Annotated in this window: 25 protein-coding genes; 11 read left to right on the top strand and 14 right to left on the bottom strand. The window is 54.0% G+C overall.

The features are described 5' to 3' along the window. The first annotated feature begins 62 nt into the window (after positions 1 to 62). A complete protein-coding gene (locus J4377_RS17860) occupies positions 63 to 656 on the top strand; it encodes a histidine phosphatase family protein (protein WP_095603449.1) in 594 nt (197 codons plus the stop codon). Here J4377_RS17860 and J4377_RS17855 read toward each other — a convergent pair. From J4377_RS17855 to hemE, 8 genes are all read right to left on the bottom strand, one after another. Then, on the bottom strand, positions 653 to 1,042 hold the full coding sequence (locus J4377_RS17855; protein ID WP_095603450.1) for a RidA family protein: 390 nt from the start codon (positions 1,040 to 1,042) through the stop codon (positions 653 to 655). The two genes, J4377_RS17860 and J4377_RS17855, sit on opposite strands and share 4 nt — an antisense overlap. Positions 1,043 to 1,144: 102 nt before the next feature. Beyond that, on the bottom strand, positions 1,145 to 1,873 hold the full coding sequence (locus J4377_RS17850) for an amino acid ABC transporter ATP-binding protein (protein WP_009723183.1): 729 nt from the start codon (positions 1,871 to 1,873) through the stop codon (positions 1,145 to 1,147). 86 nt (positions 1,874 to 1,959) lie between these two features. After that, positions 1,960 to 3,060: an amino acid ABC transporter permease gene (locus tag J4377_RS17845; RefSeq protein WP_083007633.1), complete on the bottom strand. Its 1,101-nt coding sequence runs from the start codon at positions 3,058 to 3,060 to the stop codon at positions 1,960 to 1,962. 21 nt (positions 3,061 to 3,081) lie between these two features. After that, positions 3,082 to 4,272 carry an amino acid ABC transporter permease gene (locus J4377_RS17840; RefSeq protein ID WP_038479441.1) on the bottom strand — a complete coding sequence of 397 codons (1,191 nt, stop codon included), beginning with the start codon at positions 4,270 to 4,272 and terminating at the stop codon, positions 3,082 to 3,084. Positions 4,273 to 4,363: 91 nt separating this feature from the next. Beyond that, positions 4,364 to 5,389 carry an amino acid ABC transporter substrate-binding protein gene (locus J4377_RS17835; RefSeq protein WP_038479438.1) on the bottom strand — a complete coding sequence of 342 codons (1,026 nt, stop codon included), beginning with the start codon at positions 5,387 to 5,389 and terminating at the stop codon, positions 4,364 to 4,366. Between the two features lie 265 nt (positions 5,390 to 5,654). Beyond that, positions 5,655 to 6,665, bottom strand: coding sequence for an amino acid ABC transporter substrate-binding protein (locus J4377_RS17830; protein ID WP_253486296.1), 1,011 nt, complete (start codon positions 6,663 to 6,665; stop codon positions 5,655 to 5,657). 92 nt (positions 6,666 to 6,757) lie between these two features. Further along, entirely contained in the window at positions 6,758 to 7,618 is an 861-nt protein-coding gene (speE, locus tag J4377_RS17825; RefSeq protein ID WP_038479432.1) for a polyamine aminopropyltransferase, read from the bottom strand. Then, a complete protein-coding gene (gene hemE, locus J4377_RS17820; protein ID WP_038479429.1) occupies positions 7,618 to 8,730 on the bottom strand; it encodes a uroporphyrinogen decarboxylase in 1,113 nt (370 codons plus the stop codon). The genes speE and hemE overlap by 1 nt, the downstream gene beginning before the upstream one ends. Positions 8,731 to 8,960: 230 nt before the next feature. Here hemE and ribA point away from each other — a divergent pair, with 230 nt between their 5' ends. From ribA to J4377_RS17800, 4 genes are all read left to right on the top strand, one after another. Beyond that, positions 8,961 to 9,596, top strand: coding sequence for a GTP cyclohydrolase II (gene ribA, locus J4377_RS17815; RefSeq protein WP_030071109.1), 636 nt, complete (start codon positions 8,961 to 8,963; stop codon positions 9,594 to 9,596). A gap of 226 nt (positions 9,597 to 9,822) precedes the next feature. Continuing rightward, positions 9,823 to 11,052: a formamidase gene (gene fmdA / locus J4377_RS17810; protein WP_089040306.1), complete on the top strand. Its 1,230-nt coding sequence runs from the start codon at positions 9,823 to 9,825 to the stop codon at positions 11,050 to 11,052. Between the two features lie 90 nt (positions 11,053 to 11,142). Beyond that, positions 11,143 to 11,475 carry an FmdB family zinc ribbon protein gene (locus J4377_RS17805; protein WP_038479420.1) on the top strand — a complete coding sequence of 111 codons (333 nt, stop codon included), beginning with the start codon at positions 11,143 to 11,145 and terminating at the stop codon, positions 11,473 to 11,475. 84 nt (positions 11,476 to 11,559) lie between these two features. Then, on the top strand, positions 11,560 to 12,258 hold the full coding sequence (locus tag J4377_RS17800) for a hemolysin III family protein (protein WP_198348785.1): 699 nt from the start codon (positions 11,560 to 11,562) through the stop codon (positions 12,256 to 12,258). On the opposite strand, the gene J4377_RS17795 is transcribed toward J4377_RS17800, so the two are convergent. The 5 genes from J4377_RS17795 to J4377_RS17775 form a co-directional block, all read right to left on the bottom strand. Then, positions 12,255 to 12,881, bottom strand: a complete 627-nt coding sequence (locus J4377_RS17795) for a glutathione S-transferase family protein (RefSeq protein WP_038479414.1) — start codon at positions 12,879 to 12,881, stop codon at positions 12,255 to 12,257. The two genes, J4377_RS17800 and J4377_RS17795, sit on opposite strands and share 4 nt — an antisense overlap. A 62-nt stretch (positions 12,882 to 12,943) precedes the next feature. Then, entirely contained in the window at positions 12,944 to 13,705 is a 762-nt protein-coding gene (djlA, locus tag J4377_RS17790) for a co-chaperone DjlA (RefSeq protein WP_038479411.1), read from the bottom strand. Positions 13,706 to 13,734: 29 nt separating this feature from the next. Further along, positions 13,735 to 15,660 (bottom strand): 1-deoxy-D-xylulose-5-phosphate synthase, encoded by a 1,926-nt coding sequence (gene dxs, locus J4377_RS17785; protein WP_038479408.1) that lies wholly within the window; start codon positions 15,658 to 15,660, stop codon positions 13,735 to 13,737. A 29-nt stretch (positions 15,661 to 15,689) separates the two neighbouring features. Continuing rightward, positions 15,690 to 16,586: a (2E,6E)-farnesyl diphosphate synthase gene (gene ispA / locus J4377_RS17780; protein ID WP_231657788.1), complete on the bottom strand. Its 897-nt coding sequence runs from the start codon at positions 16,584 to 16,586 to the stop codon at positions 15,690 to 15,692. After that, positions 16,580 to 16,876: an exodeoxyribonuclease VII small subunit gene (locus J4377_RS17775; protein WP_038479402.1), complete on the bottom strand. Its 297-nt coding sequence runs from the start codon at positions 16,874 to 16,876 to the stop codon at positions 16,580 to 16,582. The genes ispA and J4377_RS17775 overlap by 7 nt, the downstream gene beginning before the upstream one ends. 283 nt (positions 16,877 to 17,159) lie before the next feature. On the opposite strand from J4377_RS17775, the gene serA reads away from it, so the two are divergent. After that, positions 17,160 to 18,404 carry a phosphoglycerate dehydrogenase gene (gene serA, locus J4377_RS17770; RefSeq protein WP_009723168.1) on the top strand — a complete coding sequence of 415 codons (1,245 nt, stop codon included), beginning with the start codon at positions 17,160 to 17,162 and terminating at the stop codon, positions 18,402 to 18,404. A 74-nt stretch (positions 18,405 to 18,478) separates the two neighbouring features. Here serA and J4377_RS17765 read toward each other — a convergent pair whose 3' ends face one another. Then, positions 18,479 to 19,168 (bottom strand): pirin family protein, encoded by a 690-nt coding sequence (locus J4377_RS17765; RefSeq protein WP_095603456.1) that lies wholly within the window; start codon positions 19,166 to 19,168, stop codon positions 18,479 to 18,481. 222 nt (positions 19,169 to 19,390) lie between these two features. Here J4377_RS17765 and J4377_RS17760 point away from each other — a divergent pair, with 222 nt between their 5' ends. The 5 genes from J4377_RS17760 (at position 19,391) to ybiO (ending at position 25,290) form a co-directional block, all read left to right on the top strand. After that, positions 19,391 to 20,350, top strand: coding sequence for a rhodanese-related sulfurtransferase (locus J4377_RS17760; protein ID WP_253486295.1), 960 nt, complete (start codon positions 19,391 to 19,393; stop codon positions 20,348 to 20,350). A 106-nt stretch (positions 20,351 to 20,456) separates the two neighbouring features. Then, positions 20,457 to 21,263 (top strand): enoyl-CoA hydratase, encoded by an 807-nt coding sequence (locus tag J4377_RS17755; RefSeq protein WP_253486294.1) that lies wholly within the window; start codon positions 20,457 to 20,459, stop codon positions 21,261 to 21,263. Between the two features lie 117 nt (positions 21,264 to 21,380). Then, positions 21,381 to 22,202, top strand: a complete 822-nt coding sequence (locus tag J4377_RS17750; RefSeq protein WP_038479391.1) for an IclR family transcriptional regulator — start codon at positions 21,381 to 21,383, stop codon at positions 22,200 to 22,202. A gap of 46 nt (positions 22,203 to 22,248) precedes the next feature. After that, complete coding sequence (locus J4377_RS17745; RefSeq protein WP_038479388.1) at positions 22,249 to 22,680, top strand: YqaA family protein; 432 nt, start codon at positions 22,249 to 22,251, stop codon at positions 22,678 to 22,680. A gap of 228 nt (positions 22,681 to 22,908) precedes the next feature. After that, positions 22,909 to 25,290: a mechanosensitive channel protein gene (gene ybiO, locus J4377_RS17740; RefSeq protein WP_253486293.1), complete on the top strand. Its 2,382-nt coding sequence runs from the start codon at positions 22,909 to 22,911 to the stop codon at positions 25,288 to 25,290. Positions 25,291 to 25,355: the final 65 nt, after the last annotated feature.

The raw sequence follows: 25,355 nt of genomic DNA, 5'->3' as shown, positions 1-25,355 counted from the left end.
GTAGCGCTAGATGTTTATTTTTCGAAAACGATTCCTCTCAATCTAGGATTTATTACAAAGATATGTCAAACACTTTCACAGCCACTTTCTACCATTGGCGAAATCGCTATCTTTTGATGCGCCATGGCCATAGCCAAGCGAATGAACAAGGCCTCATTATTAGTTCGCCTGGGCGTGGGCTTTGCGATTTCGGCTTGTCACCTTTGGGCGAAGAGCAGCTCTCAACCGTCATTGATCAATGGCGTTGGCCGACGCCCACCAAGGTGGTGCACTCGGACTTTTTGCGGACAACACAAACCGCTGATCGAGTCGCTAAAGCGTTTGGCTTAACGCTGGAGAAAGAGGAGCGCCTTCGTGAGCGCTACTTTGGTGAGCTCGATGGCCAATCGGATCGGCATTACCCTGACGTATGGGCGTTAGATGCCCAGGATGCTGGCCATCAACAGCATCAGGTGGAGGCGGTAAGTAACGTCGCCAAGCGTATGTGCGCAGTTGTTGAGCAGCTGGAGCGTCGCTGCGAAGGCGAGACGGTGTTGGTGGTGAGTCATGGCGACCCATTACAGATACTGCTCACAGCGCTCGCCAATAAACCGCTGACGCAACACCGCGAGCAACCTGCCCTGCAGCCTGCCAGCATTACTCCGCTGGGGAGTTAGTCGGGTGAGGGTGGAATCCAGGCAATCATATCCACTTCTACATCGGCCCCGCCGGCAAGACCGGTGACGCCAATACAGGTGCGGGTTGGCAGCGGCTGTTTGAAGTAGCTGGCATACACGCGATTAACCTCGTCAAAGTGGCCCATATTGGTAATAAATACGCGTGACTGCACGACGTATTCAAAGCGACTGCCCACTTCTTCCAACACGATGGCTAGGTTTTGCATGACGCGATGAGTTTGTTCGGTAAAGGTGCCCAACAGCATTTCGTTGGTTTCAGGTACGGTGGGCATCTGGCCGGTAATAAATACCAAATCGCCCACTCGGCAAGCGTGCGAAAAGGGAGCAATCGGCTGTGGGGCGCGGTCAATAAATAGCTTTTCCATCTTGAACGGTCTCTCTTGTGTCGATGAGTTGGCGCCGCTCGATATAAGCGAAATACAAAGATGGGCCTTCAATGAGGCCCATTGCTTTATCAATTGCTTTACTTAGTGCCCCAAAATTTGGCTCAAGAATAGCTGGGTACGTTCTGACTGCGGGTTATTAAAGAACGGCTCAGGAGCGTTTTCTTCGATAATTTGCCCTTGGTCCATAAAAATCACCCGGTCGGCGACGGTTTTGGCAAAGCCCATTTCATGGGTCACACACAGCATGGTCATGCCTTCATTAGCAAGCTCCACCATGACGTCGAGCACTTCCTTGATCATTTCTGGATCAAGCGCCGACGTTGGTTCGTCGAATAGCATCACGTCAGGGTGCATGCACAGTGAACGGGCAATGGCGACCCGCTGCTGCTGGCCGCCGGAAAGCTGCCCCGGGTACTTAAGCGCCTGTTCAGCAATACGCACCCGTTCTAAGTACTGCATAGCCATTTCTTCTGCCTCGCGGCGCGGCTTTTTTTGCACCCACATGGGCGCTATACAGCAGTTTTCCAGCACTGTTAAGTGAGGGAAGAGGTTGAAGTGCTGGAATACCATGCCCACGCTACGGCGGATTTGCTCGATACGCTTAACGTCTTGGGTAAGCGGTACGCCGCCCACCACGATATCGCCTTGCTGGTGCTCTTCCAGGTGGTTAATGCAGCGAATCAAGGTTGACTTGCCTGAGCCTGAAGGCCCGCAAATAACGATACGCTCGCCGCGCTTTACTTCCAGGTCGATATCGCGCAGCACGTGAAAATCGCCGTACCATTTATTAACGCCGCGCATTTCAACCATCAGGTCAGAAGTGGGGGTGCCAGAGATGTTGGTGGCTGCTTGAGTCATGTCTCTATCCTGCTAAAAAATCGTTAATAAAAGCGGCGTTAGCGCTTATGGCCGGTGTGCAGCTTGCGTTCTAAATACTGGCTATAGCGCGACATGCTGAAACAGAAGATCCAGAACATGAAGGCGGCAAAGACATAGCCTTCTAGCGAGAAGCCTAGCCAGCGTGAGTCAGCCAACGCCGCTTGTACGATCCCCAATAGGTCAAATAGCCCGATGATCATGACCAGGGTGGTGTCTTTAAACAGCGAAATGAAGGTGTTCACGATGCCGGGGATCATCATCTTCAGCGCCTGAGGAAGCACAATCAGGCCCATGCGTTTCCAGTAGGTCATGCCGAGCGCAGCGGCAGCCTCTTCCTGACCCTTAGGGATGGCCTGCAGGCCACCACGAATAACCTCGGCCATGTAGGCACTTTGGAACAGTGTTAAGCCGATTAGTGCGCGTACTAGGCGGTCGACGCTCATATCGGAAGGCAGGAAAAGCGGCAGCATTACCGAAGCCATGAATAGCACCGTAATCAGTGGTACCCCGCGCCAGAACTCGATGAATACCACGCAGAAGCTTTTCACAATGGGCATATTGGAGCGTCGCCCCAATGCCAGCACAATGCCGATTGGCAGCGCGCCAACCATACCGACGGTGGCCAGCAGTAGGGTCAGCATTAAGCCACCCCAGCGGTGCGTGGGCACGCGAGGCATGTCAAAGTAGCCGCCGTGCAGCAGCACATAAGCAACGATGGGGAAACCGACGAGCGCAAATACCGCCACCCAACGTTTGAGGGGCAGGCGGGGAATTGCTAGCCAGGCTATCAGCGTAAAGAAGCCAGCAAAGACGATGTTGGCTCGCCAGATTTCTTCACGGGGATACAAGCCGTAGATAAACTGGGTAAAGCGTGCATTGATGAAGACCCAGCAAGCTCCTTCCCGAGAGCAGTCATCCCGTGTGGTACCTATCCAGTCAGCATTCAAAAACGCCCACTGAACGGTGGGAACAACAAGCAAATAGAGTATGTAAAGCCCGATCAGGGTAAAGATGGTATTGATCGGGCCATTGAACAGATTGGCGCGTAGCCAAGCAACCGCCCCGACAGAACTACTGGGGGCTGGCCGCTCTTTAATGATTGTTTGATTATGGATCATGTAAATATCCTCACCGTCGGCCTAGCGTTCAACCAGTGCCACTCGGGCGTTGAACCAGTTCATAAACATGGACACCAGCAGGCTGATGGTTAGGTAGACCGCCATGGTCATCGCAATGACCTCAATGGCTTGGCCAGTCTGATTCAGCGTGGTGCCAGCAAACACCGAGACAAGGTCGGGATAACCGATGGCGGTTGCCAGCGATGAGTTCTTGATCAAGTTCAGGTACTGGCTGGTTAGCGGTGGAATAATGACGCGCAGCGCCTGAGGGATAACCACCAGACGAAGAACCAAGTTACGTGGCAGGCTTAGCGCCTGGGCGGCTTCTGTTTGCCCGTGCGAAATTGCCTGAATGCCAGAGCGGACAATTTCAGCAATAAAGGAGGCAGTATAAATCGACAGTGCCAGCCAAAGCGCGAGGAACTCAGGGATTACTGTAATACCGCCACGGAAATTAAAGCCGCGTAGTTCCGGCATTTCCCAGGTAACCGGCACGCCAGTGGCAACTAGCACTAATAGCGGTAAGCCAAAAATCAGTAAAAACGAAATCCAATAGGCCGGCAGGCGTTTGCCTGTGGCTTCATGGCGGCGCTTGTTCCATATCACCAGGGCAATACTGGCAACAATGGCGACAAGGAAGGTAAGAGGGATCAAGCCAAAACCAGACTCAAACAGCGGCTGGGGTAAATACAATCCGCGTACGTTGAGAAAGAGAGCCTCGCCAAATGCCAGGCTATCTCTGGCGCTTGGCAACGTGCGTAATACCGCAAAGTACCAGAAGAAAATTTGTAGTAGCAGCGGGATATTGCGGAAGGTTTCGATATAGGCGGTGGCTAAGCGCGCCAGCAGCCAGTTAGGCGACAGGCGGGCGATGCCAACAATAAAGCCAATGATGGTCGCGGCCAATACCCCTAGGCCACCCACTAACAACGTATTCAGTAAGCCAACCAGGAAGGTACGGCCATAAGTGCTCTGAGATGAGTAGTCGATCAGACTCTGCACAATCCCAAAGCCTGCGGTGTTGCCCAAGAAACCAAACCCGGTGGTGATACCACGTGCGGATAAGTTGTCTTGGACATTACCGACAATGTAGAGCAGAAAGGCTGCCACAGCGGCGACGAGGAGTAGCTGGAAAATAAGCGCACGTTTGGCGCGATCTCGCCAAAACGGCGGCTTGTGGCCAGCGGGACGAGTGTTAGGACTTACGGACATGGAAGGCGTCTCCGCGATACGGACGGTCAATCAAATGGCCCGCCGATGCCCTTGGAAGAATGGGGCGGCGGGCCGGGGTCAAACGAGACGCTTAGCGAATCGGCGGTGCGTACTGGAAACCACCTTGATTCCAGAGGGCGTTAACGCCGCGCTCAATTTCAAGCGGAGAGCCCATACCGACGTTGCGCTCAAAGCTTTCGCCGTAGTTACCAACTTGGCTCAGGATGTTGTAAGCCCAATCGGCTTCTAAGCCCATACCTTCACCGTAGTTGCCATCTTGGCCAAGTAGGCGGGCAACATCAGGATTCTCAGAGCTGAGCATCTCTTCGGCATTTTCGCTGGTGATGCCGTACTCTTCGCCGTTAAGCATGGCGAATAACGACCACTTCACGATGTTAAACCATACATCGTCACCTTGACGCACCACCGGGCCTAGCGGCTCTTTGGAGATAACGTCTGGCAGAATCATCGCGCCAGACGGGTCATCTAGCTGAATACGCAGTGCGGCTAGCTGGGAAGTATCGGAGGTGAGAACGTCACAGCGGCCAGCCTGGAAGCCACCCACGGTTTGCTCAGAGGTATCGAAAACGATGGGGTCGAATTCCATGCCGTTGGCACGGAAGTAGTCTGCTAGGTTTAGCTCAGTCGTGGTGCCAGACTGAATACAAATAGCGGCACCGTCCAGTTCAGATGCGCTGGAAATACCCAGGTCGCGGGAGACCATAAAGCCTTGGCCATCATAGAAGTTAACGCCAGTGAAGTTGAGGCCCAGCGTGGTGTCACGGGTGGTGGTCCAGGTGGTGTTGCGTGAAAGTACGTCCACTTCACCAGACTGCAGGGCCGTAAAACGCTCTACAGCGTTCAGAGAAATGTAGTTCACCGCATCAGCATCACCGAGAACGGCAGCTGCAACAGCACGACATACGTCAACGTCGAGTCCTTGCCAGTTACCTTCATCGTCCGGGGCGGAAAAGCCTGGCAGGCCGTCACTGACGCCGCACTGTACGGCGCCACGTTCCATCGTGTCTTCTAACGTATCAGCTTGAGCAGTGGCGACACCGGCCAACGTGATAGCACCCGCGGAGGCCAGCAGTACCAAGTGTTTTTTATTCATCATGGTCGTTCCCCTTACTCGATTTAATGTCGTTATGCATGCAGATGCATGACACTAAAAGCTAGCAAGGAAGGTGCCAGAAAGGATATGTCGTCAAATTCAGCGCTTTTCAACGCAAAATGCCAGCTGTATACGAAAGTATTGGTGCAAAAAGGAACATTAGCGACTAGCGATTGCTCTATTTTGGTGCGAGTCGCTAACGTTGCTGATAGTTTTAGAATAGTAGGTTTAAGCGTTACAGATTAACGGGTTTGAAAGATAAACAGGATTAGCGAATAGGGGGTGCGTATTGAATGCCACCATCTTTCCACAAGGCGTTTAAGCCTCTGGCAATCTTGAAGTCAGAGTCAGCACCGACGTTTTTATCAAAGATATCTGCGTAGTTACCCACCTGCTTGATGATTTGGTACGCCCAATCGGTATTGATGCCCATTGGCTCACCAAAGTCACCATCTTGACCAAGCAGGCGCATGACATCAGGATTCTCCGAATTAAGCTGTTCATCTACGTTAGCTTGTGTAATGCCCAGCTCTTCCGCATTTAGCATGGCAAACAGCGACCACTTCACAAGATTGAACCATTGGTCATCATTTTGACGAACGGCTGGGCCCAGCGGTTCTTTCGAGATAATTTCAGGGAGCACGATCGCCATGTCGGGATCAGCAAGCTGCATCCGTTGGGCATACAGTTGGGAAGCGTCGGAGCTTAAAACATCGCAACGGCCCGCTTCAAAGCCAGCAATAGATTGCTCAGGCGCATCAAAAACGACAGCATCATAAGTCATGCCGTTGATACGAAAGTAATCAGAAAGATTGAGTTCGCTGGTGGTGCCGGACTGGGTACAAACTGCCGCGCCATCAAGCTCTTTAGCGCTTTGCACGCCTAGATCGCTGGCCACCATAAAGGCTTGGCCATCGTAGTAACTTACGCCGGTAAAGTTCATCCCCATCGTCGTGTCACGGCTCGAGGTCCAGGTCGTGGTGCGTGATAGGACATCGACTTCGCCAGACTGCAGCGCGGTGAAACGTTCTACCGAGTCGAGTGGCACGAAGTCTACTTTTGTCGCGTCGCCAAGCGCCGCAGCGGCAATGGCACGGCATACATCGGTATCCAGGCCCCGGTATTGGTCGTCGTCATCTAATGACGAAAAGCCTGGCTGGGCAGCGTTAACGCCACAACGTACGCTATCGCGCTCCTGAACGGTTTCCAGCGTACTGGCCATGGCCATCGCAGGTACTAAAACACCAATTCCTACTCCCAACCAACGAACGGTTTTCATTTGTTATTCCTTAACGTGAAAGGGCAAGTAAACGTAAGCACATAAAAAAAGCCGAGCAATGCTCGGCTTTTTGGCTATTCGCAGGCGCTAAGTTATGCGAAGGCTTTACGCATAAAAGGCGGCAGCGATAGTGCACCACGGTGAGCATCACCAGTGTAGTACTGTAGCGGCATTTTATGCTCAGCGGCAGCCTGTTCGCGGAAGCTTTCAACGCTGGTCGCTTTACCGGCCAAGGTAACGCTCCACCAGCCAGAAGGGTAAACCGGCTGTGGGAAGGGCAGTGTGGCCACGCTATCAAAGCCCGCTTCACGCATGTCGTTACGCAGTTCGCGAATAATAGAGCCGCTGTGGTAAAGCGGTGATTCGCTTTGCTGCACCATCACGCCGCCATTTTTTAGAATACGGTGGCAGCGCTTCAGGAAGTCGGTTTTAAACAGCCCTTCGGCGGGGCCGACCGGGTCGGTAGAGTCGATAATCAGCACGTCGATGCTCTCATCGGCAGCGTCGTCTACCCACTTCACACCATCTGCAAACAGTAGCTCGGCACGCGGGTCGCCGTTGGCTTCTACCAGCGCTGGGAAGAAGCGCTCGGCGGCCTTAGTCACTTCTTCATCGATGTCGATTTGCGTCACTTTTTCAACGCCTGGATGACGCAGCACTTCCTTCAGCGTGCCACAGTCGCCACCACCAATAATCACCACCCGTTTGGGGTCTTGATGGGTGAACAGCGCCGGGTGGGCTATCATTTCGTGATAGAGGAAGTTGTCGCGATCGGTCAGCATTACGCAGCCATCGAGCACCATCAGGTTGCCGTAGGTCTCCGTGGTATACACTTCCAGGTGCTGGTAGGGGCTTTGCACATCCAGCAATTTCTCAGTGACTTTCAGCGAGAAAGCGCTGCCGTGGCTATCAAATACTTCGGTAAACCACTGGTCGTCGCGTAAATCGCTCATTACTTTGCTCCTGGGCGCGGGGCGTTCGTTTGGGTAGGAATGCCTTGATGATACTGCGGGCTTAAATCGTGCAGCGCCTCCATAAAGGCGGTGACGTGGTCAGGGTTAGTGAACTGGCTGATGCCATGGCCCAAGTTAAAGACGTGGCCCGGGCCGTGGCCGTAGCTCTCCAGTACGCGAGCCACTTCGGCGCGAATGGCCGAGGGGCGGGCGAACAGCACGTTGGGGTCCAGATTGCCCTGCAGCGCGACTTTATGGCCCACGCGGGAGCGGGCGTCGGAAAGCTCGGTCGACCAATCGATACCTAGCGCATCGGCGCCGGCACAGGCGATGTGTTCCAGCCATTGGCCGCCGTTCTTGGTAAACAGAATAACCGGCACGCGGCGGCCATCGTGTTCACGAATCAGGCCGGAGACAATTTGCTCCATGTAGCGCAGCGAAAATTCCAGGTAGGCGGGGGTTGAAAGCGCACCGCCCCAGGTATCAAAAATCTGTACCGCTTGAGCGCCAGCGCGAATTTGCGCGTTTAGGTAGTCGGTTACCGACTGCGCCAGGGTGTCCAGCAATTGGTGCATGGTGTCTGGCGTATCGTAAAGCATGGTTTTCAGGTGACGGAAATCTTTGCTAGAACCGCCTTCCACCATGTAGGTGGCTAGCGTCCAGGGGCTACCCGAAAAGCCAATCAACGGCATGCGGCCGTTCAGCTCACGACGAATGGTCGATACGGCACGCATCACATAATCGAGATCGCGCTCGGCGTTGGGTACCGTTAACGCTGCAACCTCTTCTGGGGTGCGTACGGTTTTTCTGAATTTAGGGCCTTCACCGGTTTCGAAATAGAGCCCTAGCCCCATCGCATCTGGGATTGTGAGGATGTCGGAGAATAGAATGGCGGCATCTAGCGGGTAACGCTCAAGGGGCTGAAGCGTTACTTCACAAGCTAGGTCATGGTTGCGACACAGATCCATAAAACTGCCAGCATCGGCGCGGCTGGCGCGATATTCTGGCAGGTAGCGGCCTGCTTGGCGCATCATCCACACCGGAGTGCGGTCGACGGGCTGGCGAGCCAGCGCACGAAGAAAACGGTCGTTTTGCAAAGGTGTGGTGGTCATAAACACTTGCTCTTGAGAAGTTTGCCCGCATTGTAAGGGAGTCATTGTACTTGAAGATAACGGTACTTGAAGATAACTGTATTTGAAGGTGGCCATTGTACTTAAAAACGTACTTAAAAACGCCTCTCCCTGTTGAGACCGTGAGGCTACCGACGCTTCCTGATAGAATGTTTTCTTATTTTTCCAACACCGGTGTGGTTAGCTGGTTTGGTTAATCAACGAGGTAACCTGTGACCATTCGCTTCATTGCCGCTTCCCGGCTGCCCACACCTTGGGCCACATTCACCATGCACGGCTTCGAAGACGAAGCCACGGGTAAAGACCATATCGCCTTAACGCTAGGTGATGTGAGCGGCGGCGAGCCAGTACTGGGGCGCGTGCATTCTGAATGTTTAACCGGCGATGCACTGTTCTCAATGCGCTGCGACTGCGGCTATCAGTTACAAGAAGCGCTCAAGCGTATTGCCGAAGAAGGGCGTGGTGTGCTGTTCTACCTGCGCCAGGAGGGGCGAGGTATTGGGCTGTTGAATAAAATCCGCGCTTATCATCTGCAAGACCAAGGTGCTGACACGGTTGAAGCCAACGAGCAGCTTGGTTTTGGTGCGGACATGCGTCGCTATGACCTGTGTGTGCCGATGCTTAACCACTTGGGTATCACGGCACTAAAACTGATGACCAATAACCCTAGAAAGGTTGATGCCTTAACCCGAGATGGTGTGAATGTGGTTGAGCGCCTGCCGATTACCACAGGCCTAAACCCCCATAATGAGCACTATCTCTCAACGAAAGCGGGCAAACTTGGCCATATGATGGCGCTGGACGATTTTACCCAGGCCAGCGACGTCGATATTGAGCGTAAAGGGTGACTAAGCCCTTTTGTCACGCTACTGAACCGCTCTTCTGTCTGAAAGACCCTAAAGCCTGCTCCCCTGAGTATCTGTTGAGCAGATGCTTGGCTGAGTTTAGTTAAGGCTGCGTAAGAGTCGAGATGTAATTAGCTTATAACTGCCTGAGTGACTATTTTGCATAGTGGGGTAGGGGAAACGATCTTCTCTACACTGACTATCCGACGTTACGTGACAGAGGTTTGTTATGGCTGAAACAATTATTAAAATTGACCTTAAACAATCGCCTTACGAAAACGAACAGATCCATAATCGCTGGCATCCCGATATACCCATGGCCTGCATGGTAAAGCCTGGCGACGACTTTATTGTCGAGTGTCATGACTGGACTGGCGGGCAAATCCATAACAATGATAGCGCCGACGATGTGCGTGATGTGGACCTAACTCAGGTTCACTTTTTATCAGGTCCCGTGGGGGTTGAAGGTGCTGAGCCTGGTGATTTGTTGGTGGTCGATATTCTCGATATTGGTACCTTTGAAGAGAGTCAGTGGGGGTTCAATGGCTTTTTTTCTAAACAGAATGGCGGTGGTTTTTTAACCGAGCACTTCCCAGAGGCTCAAAAGTCGATCTGGGACTTTAATGGCATGTTCACCAAATCCCGACATATTCCTGGTGTAGAGTTTGCGGGTTTAATCCACCCGGGTTTGATTGGCTGCCTACCGTCAAAAGAGATGTTGGCTGAATGGAATAAGCGAGAAAAAGCACTTTACGATACCGAGCCTGACCGTATCCCTCAGTTAGCCGCGCTTCCCTACGCCGATACGGCGCATATGGGCAAATTGTCAGGCACTGCAAAGCAACAAGCTGCCGCTGAAGGCGCGCGAACAGTACCGCCCCGTGAACATGGTGGTAATTGTGATATCAAAGACTTATCGCGCGGGTCGACAATTTATTTTCCCGTTTACGTTAAAGATGGTGGCTTGTCGGTAGGTGACCTGCACTTTAGTCAAGGTGATGGGGAAATCACCTTTTGTGGCGCTATTGAGATGGCCGGTTGGATCCACTTGCGGGTTAACCTGATCAAAGGCGGGATGGAGAAGTACGCCATCAAGAACCCTATTTTCAAACCGAGTCCTATCACGCCGAAATACGATGATTACCTGATTTTTGAAGGAGTGTCGGTAGACGAGCAGGGTAAACAGCACTACCTGGATGTGCATGTGGCTTATCGTCAGGCTGTTCTCAATGCCATCGAATATCTCAAAAAGTTTGGTTACACCGGTGCTCAAGCCTACTCCCTGCTAGGCTGCGCGCCCGTACAAGGGCATATCAGTGGCGTTGTCGATATTCCCAATGCTTGCGCAACACTTTGGCTGCCAACGGATATTTTTGATATTGATGTGAAGCCGAATGCCAATGGGCCTGGAGCGCAAGTCGCCCAGGGAGCTGATCTGCCGCTCTCCAAGGACAAGTAGAGCGCCCTCAGCCACCGCTGCATTGAGAAAGGCAGCGACACGCCAGTATCGCTGCCTGTTTAAAGTGGATGCTAACAAGGAGAAAGTGGTATGCCTCTCTACGACTATAAATGTGCTACCCATGGCTTGTTCCACGAACTGGTTCCACTGCGCGAAGTAGGTGATGCTTGCGCTTGCCCAACGTGTGGAACCTTGTCACCACGAGTACTACTGGTCGCCCCTCAGTTATTAACGATGGATCCAGCGCGGCGCAGTGCCTTTGCGCGGAATGAAAAAGCCGCACATGAGCCCAGGCATGGCAACCAGCATAGTGAGCACGAAAAAGGCTGTTGTCATCAAGAACGTCATAAGCCCCAAGTATTTTATACGGCGGAAGGTAATAAAATGTTCCCTTCCGCACGGCCTTGGATGATAAGTCATTAAAGCCACGTTACCTGCGCCAGCGTTGTAGGTATTGAACGCATGGAGTGATAATGGTGGGGCGTGGCATATCAGGAGCGCCCCAGGATGAAAGCTCTAGATGAACAACGGCATGACGTGCTGCCTCAAGAGCAAGGCGAGTTCAGCATTGTCGAAGAGTGGTTACATAGCGTTACCCACGGGGTTGGTGCTGTGCTCAGCTTGGTGGGTATGGTCGTACTGCTGGTAGTAGCGAGCTTAGCCGCCCACGTCGACCCTTGGAAAATTGTCAGCCTGAGCCTGTACGGCACCACGCTAGTCCTGCTTTATACTGCCTCGACTTTCTATCATGGCATTTCTCATCGACGCTGGAAGCAACGCTTCCAGCTGCTTGACCACTGCGCAATTTACTTGCTTATCGCGGGCACTTATACGCCTTTTCTGCTCGTTAATATGCGCGGCACCACGGGATGGGTCTTATTTACCGCCGTGTGGTCGCTAGCGCTAGTGGGGATTGGCTGCAAACTGCTATGGCCACAGCGTTTCGCGGTACTACGCGTGGCTATCTATTTACTGATGGGCTGGATGATCGTCCTGGCTTCTAGAGAGATGGCGGCCAGTTTATCGATGACCGGCATCGCTCTGCTTGCCGCAGGGGGAATCATCTACACGCTAGGGGTTATCTTCTATGCCGTGCGTGCCATTCCCTACAATCACGCTATTTGGCATCTGTTTGTGATTGCCGGAAGTATTTGCCACTACTTTGCTGTCTACAGCGCTGTTCTACCTCATGGGGCGGTTACCTAGCGATCAACTGCCGCTTCTTGCTCTTTTTCCATGGCACGGGCTAGCGCTGGGCGATCAGCGTGACGTGCGCGGTAGACCGCTAGGGGTTCAGGCAGTCGGTGTTTCATACTGGCTGCCCACGTTAAAGTATGGGTAAGGAAGATATCTGCCAGGGTGAACGTCTCGCCGACTAACGTCTCCTGGCCCTTGTAGCGGCGTTCTAGTGCTAGCAGTGCCCGCTGAAATTCCCAGGCGGCGGTAGGCAATACTGAAGGCACGCGCTTATCTTGGGGGAGCGCAAATTTATGCTTGGCCTGAAGCCACAGCGGTTGCTCGAGTTCGGTGACGATAAAGCTTAGCCACTGGTCGACTTGCGCTCGCTCAGCGGCGCTTTCTGGCAGAAGGCTGCCATCACCGTATTGCTCGGCTAGATAACGGCAGATAGGTGCCGATTCAAACAGCGTTAGCTCGCCATCTTCAATCACTGGCACCTTGCCATCTGGATGGCGGGCTAGGTGCTCAGCGGTTTGTCCCTCGCCTCTATCCAATGCGACATGTTGGCAACGGTACTCTAGGCCGAGTTCTTCAAGTGTCCAGGTAACCCGCATCGAGCGAGAGTTCGGAAAACTGTAGTTCGTTATCATGAGGCAGCTCCTAAGCAGCGCGGTGAGATTTTACTGTAGCGAGTGCTTAGAAACCTGTCGAGCTACCGGTCTCGGGCGCTACGGATGCGTTCGTATGCGTTGCCAATTTCGCTGGTGCGCGCCTGGGCTACTTCACGCATGCTTTCTGGCAGCCCTTTACCAGCGAGTTTGTCGGGGTGGTTTTGGCTCATCAGGCGGCGGTACGCTTTTTTAATTTCGGCGTCGCTGGCATCTTCACTCACCCCTAGTACTTGATAGGCGTCTTTCAATGCCTCTTCGCTGGAACCCTGCGAATTCGCGGCGGCACCGTGAAGCATGGCTTCAATCTGCTGCACTTCCGCTTCACTACAGCCAACCCCACGGGCCACGCGCAAAATCATCTCGTGCTCGGCAGGATGCAGCACGCCGTCGGCAGCGATGGCGGTTAACTGAACCTGCAAAAACACCTGGCGTAAAACCGGTTGGCGCTGGGTTAGTCGGTTAACGTTCGCCAGTTCGGCATCTAGGTTGAAGTCGTCGGCGCGTCCGCGCTCGAAGGCGGCTCGCGCTTTGGCCCGCTGTTCGCCTTGAAGATGCATTTGGTCGAATAGCTTTTCGGCCACGCCAAGCTCGCCATCGGTGACCTTACCGTCGGCTTGGCACAAGCAACCCATTACCGAGAAGATCGATTCTAAAAAGCCTTCTTGGATTTGTGTGCGGGCAGCGTTTAAGCGGCGGCTAATGCGGCGCCCTAGCCACCAGCCCAACCCGCCGCCTACCAGCAGGCCAATAGGGCCGCCGACAGCAAGGCCAATCAGGCCAAACAAAATAATCAAAAATAGCATGGTGTTCTCAACCGTTGAAAAGTTAAAAGTTACGGGAGACGAGCGCGAATAGCGCGCTCGATACCGTCGGCATCCAGACCGCAGTCGCGTAGTAACTCTGCAGGGGTGCCGTGTTCAACAAAGGTGTCAGGCAGGCCTAAATTAAGCACTTCGATTTGTACCCCTTCCGCGTGCAGCAGCTCGTTCACTGCGCTGCCTGCGCCACCGGCGATCACATTCTCTTCCAGAGTGACCAGCAGCTCATGTTCATCGGCGGCATGCAGCACGGTGTCTCGGTCCAGTGGCTTGATAGAGCGCATATTGATATGCGTTGCGTCGAGCTTTTCGGCAACCTCAGCGGCGGCGCTGTTGACGCTACCAAATGCCAGCAATGCAATGCGCACACCTTCAGTCCCAGCATCGCGGCGTAGCTGTGCTTGGCCAATGGGCAGCGGCTCTAAGTGTTCAGGAATGGCTGCGCCCGGGCCTGTGCCACGCGGATAGCGAACCGCTGCTGGGCCTGGGTGATGGTAAGCGGCGCTAAGCATGGCGCGGCACTCTGCTTCATCAGCAGGGGCTAAAATCACCATGCCCGGAATGCAGCGTAAAAAAGACAAATCCATGCTGCCGTGATGCGTTGGCCCGTCTTCACCCACAAGGCCTGCGCGGTCAATCGCAAATGTTACGTCTAGATTCTGGACGGCAACATCGTGAATAAGTTGGTCGTAGCCGCGCTGTAAGAACGTGGAATAGATCGCCACAACAGGCTTCATGCTCTCGCAGGCCATACCCGCAGCAAGCGTTACGGCATGTTGCTCGGCGATCGCGACATCAAAATAGCGCTCAGGATACTGCTGGGAGAAACGAATTAAATCCGAGCCTTCGCCCATGGCGGGGGTAATTCCCATCAGCCGTGAATCGGTGGCTGCCATATCGCACAGCCAGTCGCCGAACACGTTGCAGTACTTTTTCTTAGCCGGTGCCTTGGGCGCTGCTGGGGGCTTCACCAGTGGTGCACTGGCAGTGGCGCTGGGCTTTTCTAGCTTAGTGATGGCGTGATAGCCAATCTGGTCAGCTTCGGCGGGCAGAAAACCTTTACCCTTAACTGTTTTGATATGCAGAAACTGAGGGCCATCCTGGTCGCGCAGGTTGCGCAATGTTTCGGTGAGCGCCTCCAGGTCGTGACCATCGATCGGACCGATGTAGTGAAAGCCCATTTCTTCAAATAGCGTGGCAGGGCTCACCATACCTTTCATGTGCTCTTCGGTGCGCTTAGCAAGCTCGAGTGCGCCCGGCAGATGGGAGAGCACTTTTTTGCCTTCTTCACGCATCTTAAGGAAGGGCTTGCTAGACAGCACGCGGGCTAGATAGGTCGCGATGCCGCCAACATTTTCCGAGATCGACATCTCATTGTCGTTCAGCACCACCAGCATATTGGCGTTAACGTGGCCCGCATGGGCCAGTGCTTCAAACGCCATGCCCGCAGTGAGTGCGCCATCGCCAATAATGGCGCACACACGACGAGGGTCGTTTTGCGCCTGGGCGGCTAGCGCCATCCCCAGGGCAGCTGAAATCGACGTGCTGGAGTGGCCTACACCGAAGGTGTCGTAATCGGATTCTGCGCGACGTGGAAACGCTGCAAGGCCGCCATGCTGGCGAATGCTGAGCATCGCTTCGCGTCGCCCAGTTAAAATTTTATGCGGGTACGCTTGATGGCCTACGTCCCACACCAAACGATCTTTGGGCGTATGAAAGGCGTGGTGCAGCGCTACGGTCAGTTCCACAACGCCCAGACCTGCACCGAAGTGGCCGCCTGTCACACCCACGCTGTATAGCAAGTAGGCACGTAGTTCGTCAGCCAACTGGGCAAGCTGCTTAGCATTCATGGCCCGCAGCGCAGCGGGATGATCAAAAGAGTCGAGCAGCGGCGTTGCCGGGCGCTCGCGGGGAATCTCGTCGAACAGCTTCATAGGCATGTTTTCATGGACAGGGTCATGGACATCGTTTAGTGGTCGCGCTCGATCATATAGTGGGCAAGGTCGGCCAGCGGTGCGCCTTGCTCGCCAAGCGGGGCGAGGGCGGCAATGGCCTCTTCGATAAGCATATTTGCTTTGTGCTGTGCGCCGGAAAGTCCCAGTAAGCTTGGGTAAGTCGGCTTGGCACGTGCAGCATCAGCGCCAGAGATTTTACCCAGTGTGACGGTATCGCCCGTCACATCAAGGACATCGTCATGAATCTGGAAGGCTAGACCAATGGCGCGGGCGTAGCGAATCAGAGCGGCAAGCCGGGGGTCGTTTTCATCCACTACGACTAAGCCGCCTAAGCGCACTGCGGCCACAATCAGCGCGCCGGTTTTGTGGGCGTGCATATGAGCTAAGGCATTCACGTCCGGATGGCCCCCCACGGCGGCTAAGTCTAGCGCTTGGCCTGCGACCATACCTGCCCGGCCAGAGGCAACGGCCAGCGTGGTGACCATGCTGCTAAGCCGTGGATGGGGCTGGCTGGCAAGTACCTCAAAGGCCAGTGCTTGCAGTGCGTCTCCCGCTAAAATCGCGGTGGCTTCATCGAACGCTTTATGTACGGTGGGTTGGCCGCGACGCAGGTCGTCATCGTCCATGGCAGGCAGATCGTCATGAATCAATGAGTACGCATGAATCAGCTCAATGGCTGCTGCAGGGGCATCCAGCGCGTCGTCCCGCGCCCCTAGCGCGTTACCTGCGAGATATACCAGCAGTGGCCGCAGGCGCTTACCACCTACCAGTAGGCCGTGACGCATAGCGGCTTCCAGGCGTGGCGCGACGGCTGGTTGGGAGTCAAACAAGGCTGAAAGTGTGGCATCCACCCGTGCGTTACTCGCATGGCGCAGCGTCGCCAGTTGAGAAGCATTAGCCGTCGTTACCATGGCGGCGTTTCCTCGCTGTCGTTGCCGTGATTAGTGGCATTGTCCGTTTCTGGCACCGTCGCGAAAGAGGTAACGTCAAGCTTACCATCGCGGTCTTCACTTAATGCGCGAACTTTTAATTCGGCGTTGTCGAGCCGCTGCTGGGCTTCACGCGTGAGTCGCACGCCTTGTTCAAACGCGGTCAGAGCGTTCTCCAATGAGAGTTCGCCGGACTCAAGGCGTTCCACAATGGTTTCAAGCTGTGAAACCGTTGCGGCGAAATCTTGCGCTGGTGGAGTGTTATCGCTCATTGGGTAAGGCCTACTATTTTGCTGGCGCCCTGACGCTGATTACGGGCGGCGAATGTGACGATAGCCGTGTTATCAAAAAATAAACGCCCAGTATACACCGAGCTAAGGGGGTGGCGTCTGCCCTCATCCTGGGTCAATTCTGCTACTTGCGTCTGGTTCATCTTGTAAACGCACACTTTTCATCATCTCAAGACGCCGAGAGCGGCAGTGATTGTGCTACCATATGGGCCTTCCGTGAACCGATACACGGCGCATGCCGCCGACCATAGAGGTTGATTCAGCCATGGCCAAAACGTCCCTGGACAAGAGCAAGATCAAGATCCTGCTGCTCGAGGGCGTCCACCAAAGCGCGGTGGACAATTTTCACAACGCAGGTTACGAGAATATCGAGCACCTGCCGACATCGCTAGATGAAGCGTCGCTGATCGAAAAGATTCGTGATGTGCACTTCATCGGCATTCGCTCGCGTACGCAGCTCAATGAGCGCGTATTTGACGCGGCAGAAAAGCTGGTGGGCGTTGGCTGTTTCTGTATCGGAACGAACCAGGTTGATTTGACGGCAGCCCTTAAACGCGGCATCGCGGTGTTTAACGCGCCGTACTCCAATACCCGTTCGGTCGCAGAGTTAGTGCTGGCGGAAGCCATCATGCTACTACGTGGTATCCCCGAGAAGAATGCTCGCGCCCACCAAGGCGGCTGGCTGAAATCGGCGAAAAACTCCCACGAAGCGCGGGGCAAAACCCTGGGTATCGTTGGTTACGGTAGCATCGGTGCGCAGCTTTCAGTGCTGGCAGAATCGCTTGGTTTCAACGTTATCTATTACGATGTGATCACCAAGCTAGGCATGGGGAACGCGAATCAGGTAGCGAGCCTGGAGCAGCTGTTAGCACGCTCTGACGTGGTCAGCCTACACGTTCCTGACTTGCCTGCTACGCGCTGGATGATTGGCGAGAAAGAGATCGCAGCCATGAAACAGGGTGCCATCCTGATTAACGCAGCTCGTGGTAGCGTTGTTGAGATTGAACCACTGGCAGAAGCGATTAAAGCTGGCAAGCTGAACGGTGCCGCTATTGATGTCTTCCCGGTAGAGCCGAAAGGCAATGATGAAGAGTTCCAAAGCCCGCTACGCGGCCTGGATAACGTGATTTTAACGCCCCATATCGGTGGTTCTACCCTGGAAGCTCAGGAGAATATCGGTATTGAAGTGGCTGAAAAACTGATTACTTATTCGGATAATGGCACCACGGTTACCTCTGTTAACTTCCCAGAAGTAGCGCTGCCTGCTCACCCGGATAAGCATCGTCTGTTGCACATTCATGACAACGTGCCTGGCGTGTTATCGCAAATTAACCGCGTACTATCTGAAAACGGCATCAACATTTCAGGTCAGTACCTGCAAACCAATGACAAAGTGGGCTACGTGGTCATTGATGTCGATAAAGCCTACGGCCCACAGGCCCTAGAAGCATTGAAACAAGTTGAGCACACGCTGAAAATTCGCGTGCTGTACTCGGCGCATAACAGCTAAACACTGCTGTCAGCGTGATCATCTATAACGGCCCCACTTTCGGGGCCGTTATAGGTTTCAGGGCTGAGGTTGCGCTAGGCTAGGTCAAACAACAGCACTTCGGCTGCTTGTCCGCCTGCCACGCTAAACGTCTCACCCGGTTGAAAGGCAGCGGCATCTCCAGAGCTAAGAGTTTCGCCGTTAACGTCGATCGTGCCTTTCACCACATGCAGCCAGGCATAGCGTGACGGTGGGGCCGCCGCCTGCTCGCCAGCGTCGAACAATCCAGCGTAAAGGTTAACGTCTTGGTTAACGCTCACCGACCCTTCGCGACCATCTTGAGAAGCGACTAAGCGCCACTGGCCTTGGCGTTCAGCGGTTGGAAAGGCTTTCTGCTCATAACTAGGGGCAATGCCGCGTTTGGCAGGCTCGATCCAAATCTGCAGGAAATGCAGCCCGTTCTCTTTTGAATGATTAAACTCGCTGTGCAATACGCCAGTACCTGCGGACATACGCTGTACATCGCCCGGGCGCATGACTTCACCATTACCCATATTATCGCGATGCTCCATTTCCCCTTCCAGCACATAGGAGATGATCTCCATATCCTGGTGAGGGTGGGCGCCAAAGCCATTGCCAGGGGTTACCCTGTCTTCATTAATTACCCGCAGCGCTCGGAATCCCATATGGTTAGGGTCCACATAGTTGGCGAACGAAAAGGTGTGGAAAGAGCGCAGCCAGCCGTGGTCGGCATAGCCTCGCTCGTTAGAACGACGAATGTGCATGGTGTTCTCCGAAAGCGTCGTAAGGAATAACACCAATATACGCCCGCTCGCCTGGCGCGTGGGGTGAAGCTTTTTAGATGGTCAGATCGAATAAATCGACGATTGATCAGCGCCCCCTAGCCATCGTTAGGCAGAGCAGCACTTTGCCTGAATTGTTTGCTAAACTATGCGCGTTTATTTACTCGGTCCGCCCTTTGCGAGGGCGACTACCAGGAGTATTCCATGACGGAAACCACCCAAATGCCGCCCATTGTGGTCGCGGCACTGTATAAGTTTGTCACTCTGAACGACTTTGAAGCACTGCGTGAGCCACTGCGCCAGACGATGATCGATAACGGCGTCAAAGGCACGCTGCTGCTGGCCAAAGAAGGTATTAACGGCACCGTGGCGGGTACTCGTGAAGGCATTGATGCCCTGCTGGCCTGGCTGACCGCCGACCCTCGCTTAAGCGATATTGACCATAAAGAGTCCTACTGTGACGAAACGCCGTTTTACCGTACTAAGGTGAAACTGAAAAAAGAGATCGTCACCCTGGGCGTGCCGGATATTGATCCTAACGACACCGTTGGCACCTACGTGGAGCCGGAAGATTGGAATGACGTGATTTCCGACCCGGACGTGCTGGTGATTGATACCCGCAATGATTACGAAGTGGCGATTGGTAGCTTTGAGCGGGCGATTGACCCGAAAACGACCACCTTCCGTGAGTTTCCTGAGTACGTGCGTGAGCACTACAACCCGGAAAAGCACAAAAAAGTCGCGATGTTCTGCACCGGCGGTATTCGCTGTGAAAAGGCCTCCAGCTTTATGCTAAAAGAGGGCTTTGAAGAGGTCTATCATCTTAAAGGCGGTGTGCTGAACTACCTCGAAAAGGTGCCGGAAGAGCAGTCTTTATGGCGTGGTGAGTGTTTCGTGTTTGATAACCGCGTCACCGTGCGTCACGACCTTAGCGAAGGTGATCATGAGCAGTGCCATGCTTGCCGTATGCCTATTTCGCTTGATGATATGCAGTCGTCGGCCTACGAGCCGGGCATCAGTTGCCCTCACTGCATCGACTCACTCCCCGAAAAAACCCGTGCTGCTGCCCGAGAACGTCAACGCCAAATCGAACTGGCTAAGGCCCGCGGTGAACCCCATCCTCTAGGTTATAATCATCGCAAGAGCAACCGCGCAAACGCATAACTCACGAGGCCTCCTGCTCTTCAGGAGGCCTCTTTGGTCGTATCTCGCTAACATTAGCCTTTGTACGCGCTAGACTGAGCAACACTCGACTGTCTAGGAGCTTTCTATGTCTGTCTCTTCAGGTGCGCCACTGGCGTCTTCAGATCTGCTGCAACGCACTGATTATCACGGGGTAACGACCCTTACTTTAAACCAGCCTGAACGCTTTAATGCATTGTCTGAGGATATGTTGACGGCGCTGCAACGTGCGCTTGATGACATTGCCGAGGATGAACATGTGCGCTGCGTGGTGTTGGCCGCGAACGGCAAGGCATTTTGCGCAGGGCATGACTTAAAGCAGATGCGTGCGAACCCTGACAAAGCCTACTACCAAACACTGTTTGCTCGCTGTGGCGCGGTGATGCAGTGCATCGTTAACTTACCTGTTCCTGTGATTGCTAAAGTTCAGGGCATTGCGACGGCCGCTGGCTGCCAGCTCGTCGCTAGCTGTGATTTGGCCGTGGCGGCTAGCAGTGCCCGTTTTGCCGTTTCAGGAATCAATGTGGGGCTTTTCTGTTCGACACCGGCGGTAGCGCTGTCGCGTAACGTATCGCGTAAACGGGCGATGGAAATGCTGCTGACCGGGGAGTTTATTAGTGCTTCTCAGGCTGCCGACTGGGGGCTTATTAACCGGGTTGCCGACGAGAGCGAACTCGATAGTGCCGTGGACGAGCTCACTGCGAGCATCTGCGCCAAGAGCGCTGTGGCGGTGCGCACTGGCAAAGCTATGTTCGCCCGCCAGCTCGCGATGCCACTAGAGGAAGCCTATGCTTTTGCTGGCGAAACCATGGCGTGCAACATGTTGGCAGACGATGCCGCTGAGGGTATTGATGCCTTCATCGCCAAGCGCCCCCCTCAGTGGCGCCATCGCTAGCAACTCTTGAGATATCATTGGTGGAATTTGTTTCCGTAAACGCGACAGCGGCCCCGCTGGCGCGTTATCCTCCCTCACTTTATGCCTTCAGGAGAGGCGCTTTCAGGAGAAAGTAAGGTGAGTGATGTAAAGCGTAGGTCAGTCGGACGTCCGGCGGGGGCCACCAAGGCGAGCGGTGGGCACAGCCAATCATTAGTACGTGGCCTCACGCTGTTAGAGCATTTGTCGGCAAGCCCATTAGGGCTGGCTTTATCGGAGTTGGCGGAAATGGCTGATCTCGCGCCATCCACCACTCACCGGTTGTTACAAGCGCTACAAAGCCAAGGGTTCGTGACGCAAGAGAGTGAGCAGGGACTTTGGCGCATTGATGTTAAAACCTTCCGCATTGGTAATAGCTTTTTAGAAGCACGTGATGTCGTCGCCCAAAGCCGGCCCTTTTTACGCCGTTTAACTGCAGAAACGGGTGAAACCGCGAATCTGGGGATTCGGGATGGTGCAACGGCGGTCTTTCTTGCCCAGCATGAGTCACCGCAGATGATGCGGATGATTACTCGTTTAGGCTCGCGGGCGCCGCTGCATGCTTCTGGGGTGGGCAAAGCCCTACTAGCTTGGATGAGCGAAGACGAGCGTATCGCGCTGCTTAAAGGTTACGACCTTGCCCGTGTGACTGAAAATACCCTGCATCAATCCGATGAGCTGTTGATCGAAATGGCGACTATTCGGGCTCAGGGGTTTGCCTGCGACCGTGAGGAGCATGCGGTGGGTTTACACTGCGTGGCCGCCTGTATTCACGATGAGCATGGCACGCCGCTGGCGGCCATTTCAGTCTCTGGACCCATGGCACGTATTCCTGAAGAGCGTCTATTGGCGCTAGGTGCGTTAGTGCGCACAATTGCTGACGAAATCACTCTACAGCTGGGTGGCCAACTGCCCCGATGAGCAGTGCTTCGCGGACCAGTAGTGACTGACAAAGGCGGCACCCATTATGTTTAGCCTATTCTGGGTGGCGCTAGCGAGTGCCACCTTACTGCCTGGCGGCTCAGAGGTGTGGTTGGCACGGCTGTGGTGTTTAGGCGAGCCCGCGCTTGGGCTGTGGCTCGTCGCAACCGCTGGCAATACGCTGGGCAGTATGATCAATGTGGCGCTGGGACGTTATGCTCGCCAGTTTCAACATCGCCGCTGGTTCCCTGCATCGCCCACCGGGCTAGCGCGCGCAGAGCGTTGGTATAAACGTTTTGGTGAAGTTAGCTTGCTGCTTTCGTGGGCTCCCGTTCTGGGTGATCCCCTTACTGTACTCGCAGGTATCTTTAGACTGCCCTGGTGGCGTGCGTTGCTCTGGATTGTGGTGGCTAAAGGGGCGCGCTATGCGCTGCTGTTGGCGCTAGCCCACCAATGGCTGGCGCCGCTTTGCGGATAAATCTACAGATGATGACAACTTAAGTGGCGTTGACGTAATAAATATTGACGAAGCTAGTGGCGAGCCACACCCTTTTTCTCATGTTACCCTGTTTATCTTTTATACAAATCTTGCATCCTCGTGGAGTGCAATGTGAATAGCGTGCACTATGATGTGCATAAAACGACGTACAAAAAATGAGTTAGTAATGACATTGAGTAAAAGACTCACCCAAAGGGAGGTTTAGGTGTGACGCCATTACGTTTATTCCCCAGGCTAGGCATCTGGTTATTGATGCTATTCGCCTTTCTGACAACGCCAGCACTGGCTCAAACTACGCTAAGTGCGCAGAGCGAAGACGTCGCTAACGCAGAAGAGCAGCCCTCTTATTCGGCTCTTGCCGATCTGCTGGAAGATGAGCAGGCACGCCAAGAGCTGATTGAGCTGTTGCGAAACCAAGCGTCAGCGTTACCCAATGAGCTTACCAGTGACTTATCACCAGAGGCCGCCGCCCAGGGCAGCAACCTTGCCCCTGAGGATGTGTCGCTGCCCAGGCAGCTTGCAGAGCTAACCAGTCGTGTGGTTGGCGATGTGGGTGGACAGATAGAGCAGGCAGTGGCCGTGGTGGGCAACCTGTTTACCGGCCAAGGCGCCAGCTCGTTCGACATGGCCGCGTTTGTTAGTGCGGCAATTAATCTGGGTATCGTGATTGTTGCGACGTTCGCGATATTTTTGCTTTGCCGCCGTTTGGCTAAACCGTTATTCACTAAAATTAGCGGGTGGTCTCAACAGGGCAGCGGTTTAACGCCCGTGCTGCGTTTGGTGTTGTGTGTTGCTATTGCTGCCGTCGTAGATGTGCTGTTGGTTGCTTTTGCTTACGTTGGCGGTAACTTGTTGGCGGCATTTGCGGTGGGGGAAACGGGAGAACTCTCTACTCGTGCCTCGCTATTCCTGAACGCTTTCTTGGTTATTGAGCTGTTGAAAGCCGGTGTGCGTATGCTGTTCTCTTCCCGCTATGAAGGGCTGCGCTTGTTACCTATTTCAGCAAAAGAAGCTTCCTACTGGAATCGCTGGTTAGCGCGTTTAATTGGCATGGTCGGCTATGGCTTGATGGTGGTCGTGCCGCTGGTCAATTTCTATATTGCGGCGACCTTGGGTCAAGCAGTCGGCACCTTTATTATGTTGCTGGCCTTCATCTACGCGGTCGGCGTCGTGCTTAAAAACCGTGTACGCCTGCGTGATAATCTTAACCAGATGGCAGCGCGAGCGACGATGACCGCTAGCCGCGTGTCGCTGCGCTTATTTGCTCGAACCTGGCACTTATTCGCATTGCTCTACTTCCTGATGGTGTTTGTGCTGACGTTGACACGCCCTGGGGATGCATTGCCGTTTGTACTGTTTGCCACATTGAAGACATTGGCAGCCGTGGTCATCGGCCTTTTGATCTCGGCGTTCCTTACGCAAACGATTGGCCGTCGTATTCAGCTATCCGATGATCTGCGTCGTAAGCTACCGATGCTGGAAGTGCGCTTAAATAGCTATGTGCCCAATGCCCTACGTGTGCTGCGTACCGTGTTATTAATAACGGTCATTATGGTCGTCTTGGATGCTTGGGGAGTGTTTAACTTAGCGGCATGGTATGCCTCCGAACGTGGCGCGAACCTCGTCGGGAAACTTACCAGCGTCGCCATAATCTTGATCATTGCGTTCGGTGTGTGGCTGGGGCTAGCGAGTCTGATCGAACATAAGCTCAACCCGGAAACGGGGCATGGTGAGCCTTCTGCGCGTGCTAAAACGCTGTTGAGTCTGTTCCGTAACGCCTTAGTGATTACCATGGTGACGATGACCGGCATGATCATATTGTCGGAAATAGGCATTAATATCGGGCCGCTCATTGCTGGTGCCGGTGTGTTGGGTATAGCGATTGGTATTGGTGGTCAAAGACTGGTTCAAGATGTTATTACGGGCATCTTTATTCAGGTAGAGAATGCCATGAATACCGGTGATGTGGTGACGGTAGGCGGTGTCACCGGTACTGCCGAACGATTAAGTATTCGTTCGGTAGGGATACGTGATTTGTCTGGCACTTACCATATCGTGCCGTTTTCCAGTGTTGATACTGTGTCGAACTATATGCGTGAGTTCGGTAACCACGTCGGTGAATACGGTATTGGCTATAACGAGAGCATTGACGAGGCGATTGAACAGCTGCAGTTGGCGTTCGAAGATCTGAAAGAGAGCGAAGAGCACAGCCATAAGCTGCTGGCTGACTTGACGGTCGCAGGCGTTACCGCGCTGGCCGACAGCTCTGTCAATATTCGTGTGGTGATCAAGACGACGCCGGGCGATCAGTGGGGTGTTGGTCGTGCTTATAACCGTTTAGTGAAGTTGCGCTTTGATGCAGCAGGCATCGAGATTCCATTCCCGCATACCACACTCTATTTCGGTGAAACTAAAGGTGGCAAAACACCTCCCGCTAATGTGCGCGTGTTGGACTCCACTGCTGAACGGAAAAAGGTAGAAACATCGCCAATCCGTCAGGAAAGCGAACAGCCATCCAATCAGTCAGTGCAGGCCACAAAAGAGTCTGATCATCTAAAACCTGATCATGGTGATGTTGACGGTGTGTAATAGAATGCCGGTTATTGACACGGCTAACTAAACAACAACGCCGCCCCAAGGGGCGGCGTTGTTGT

The sequence above is a fragment of the Halomonas sp. XH26 genome, from assembly GCF_024138895.1.
Taxonomy (GTDB): Bacteria; Pseudomonadota; Gammaproteobacteria; order Pseudomonadales; family Halomonadaceae; genus Vreelandella; species Vreelandella alkaliphila.
Note: the sequence above shows the minus strand (reverse complement) of the source record. Positions and strands in the feature narration are given on the sequence as shown.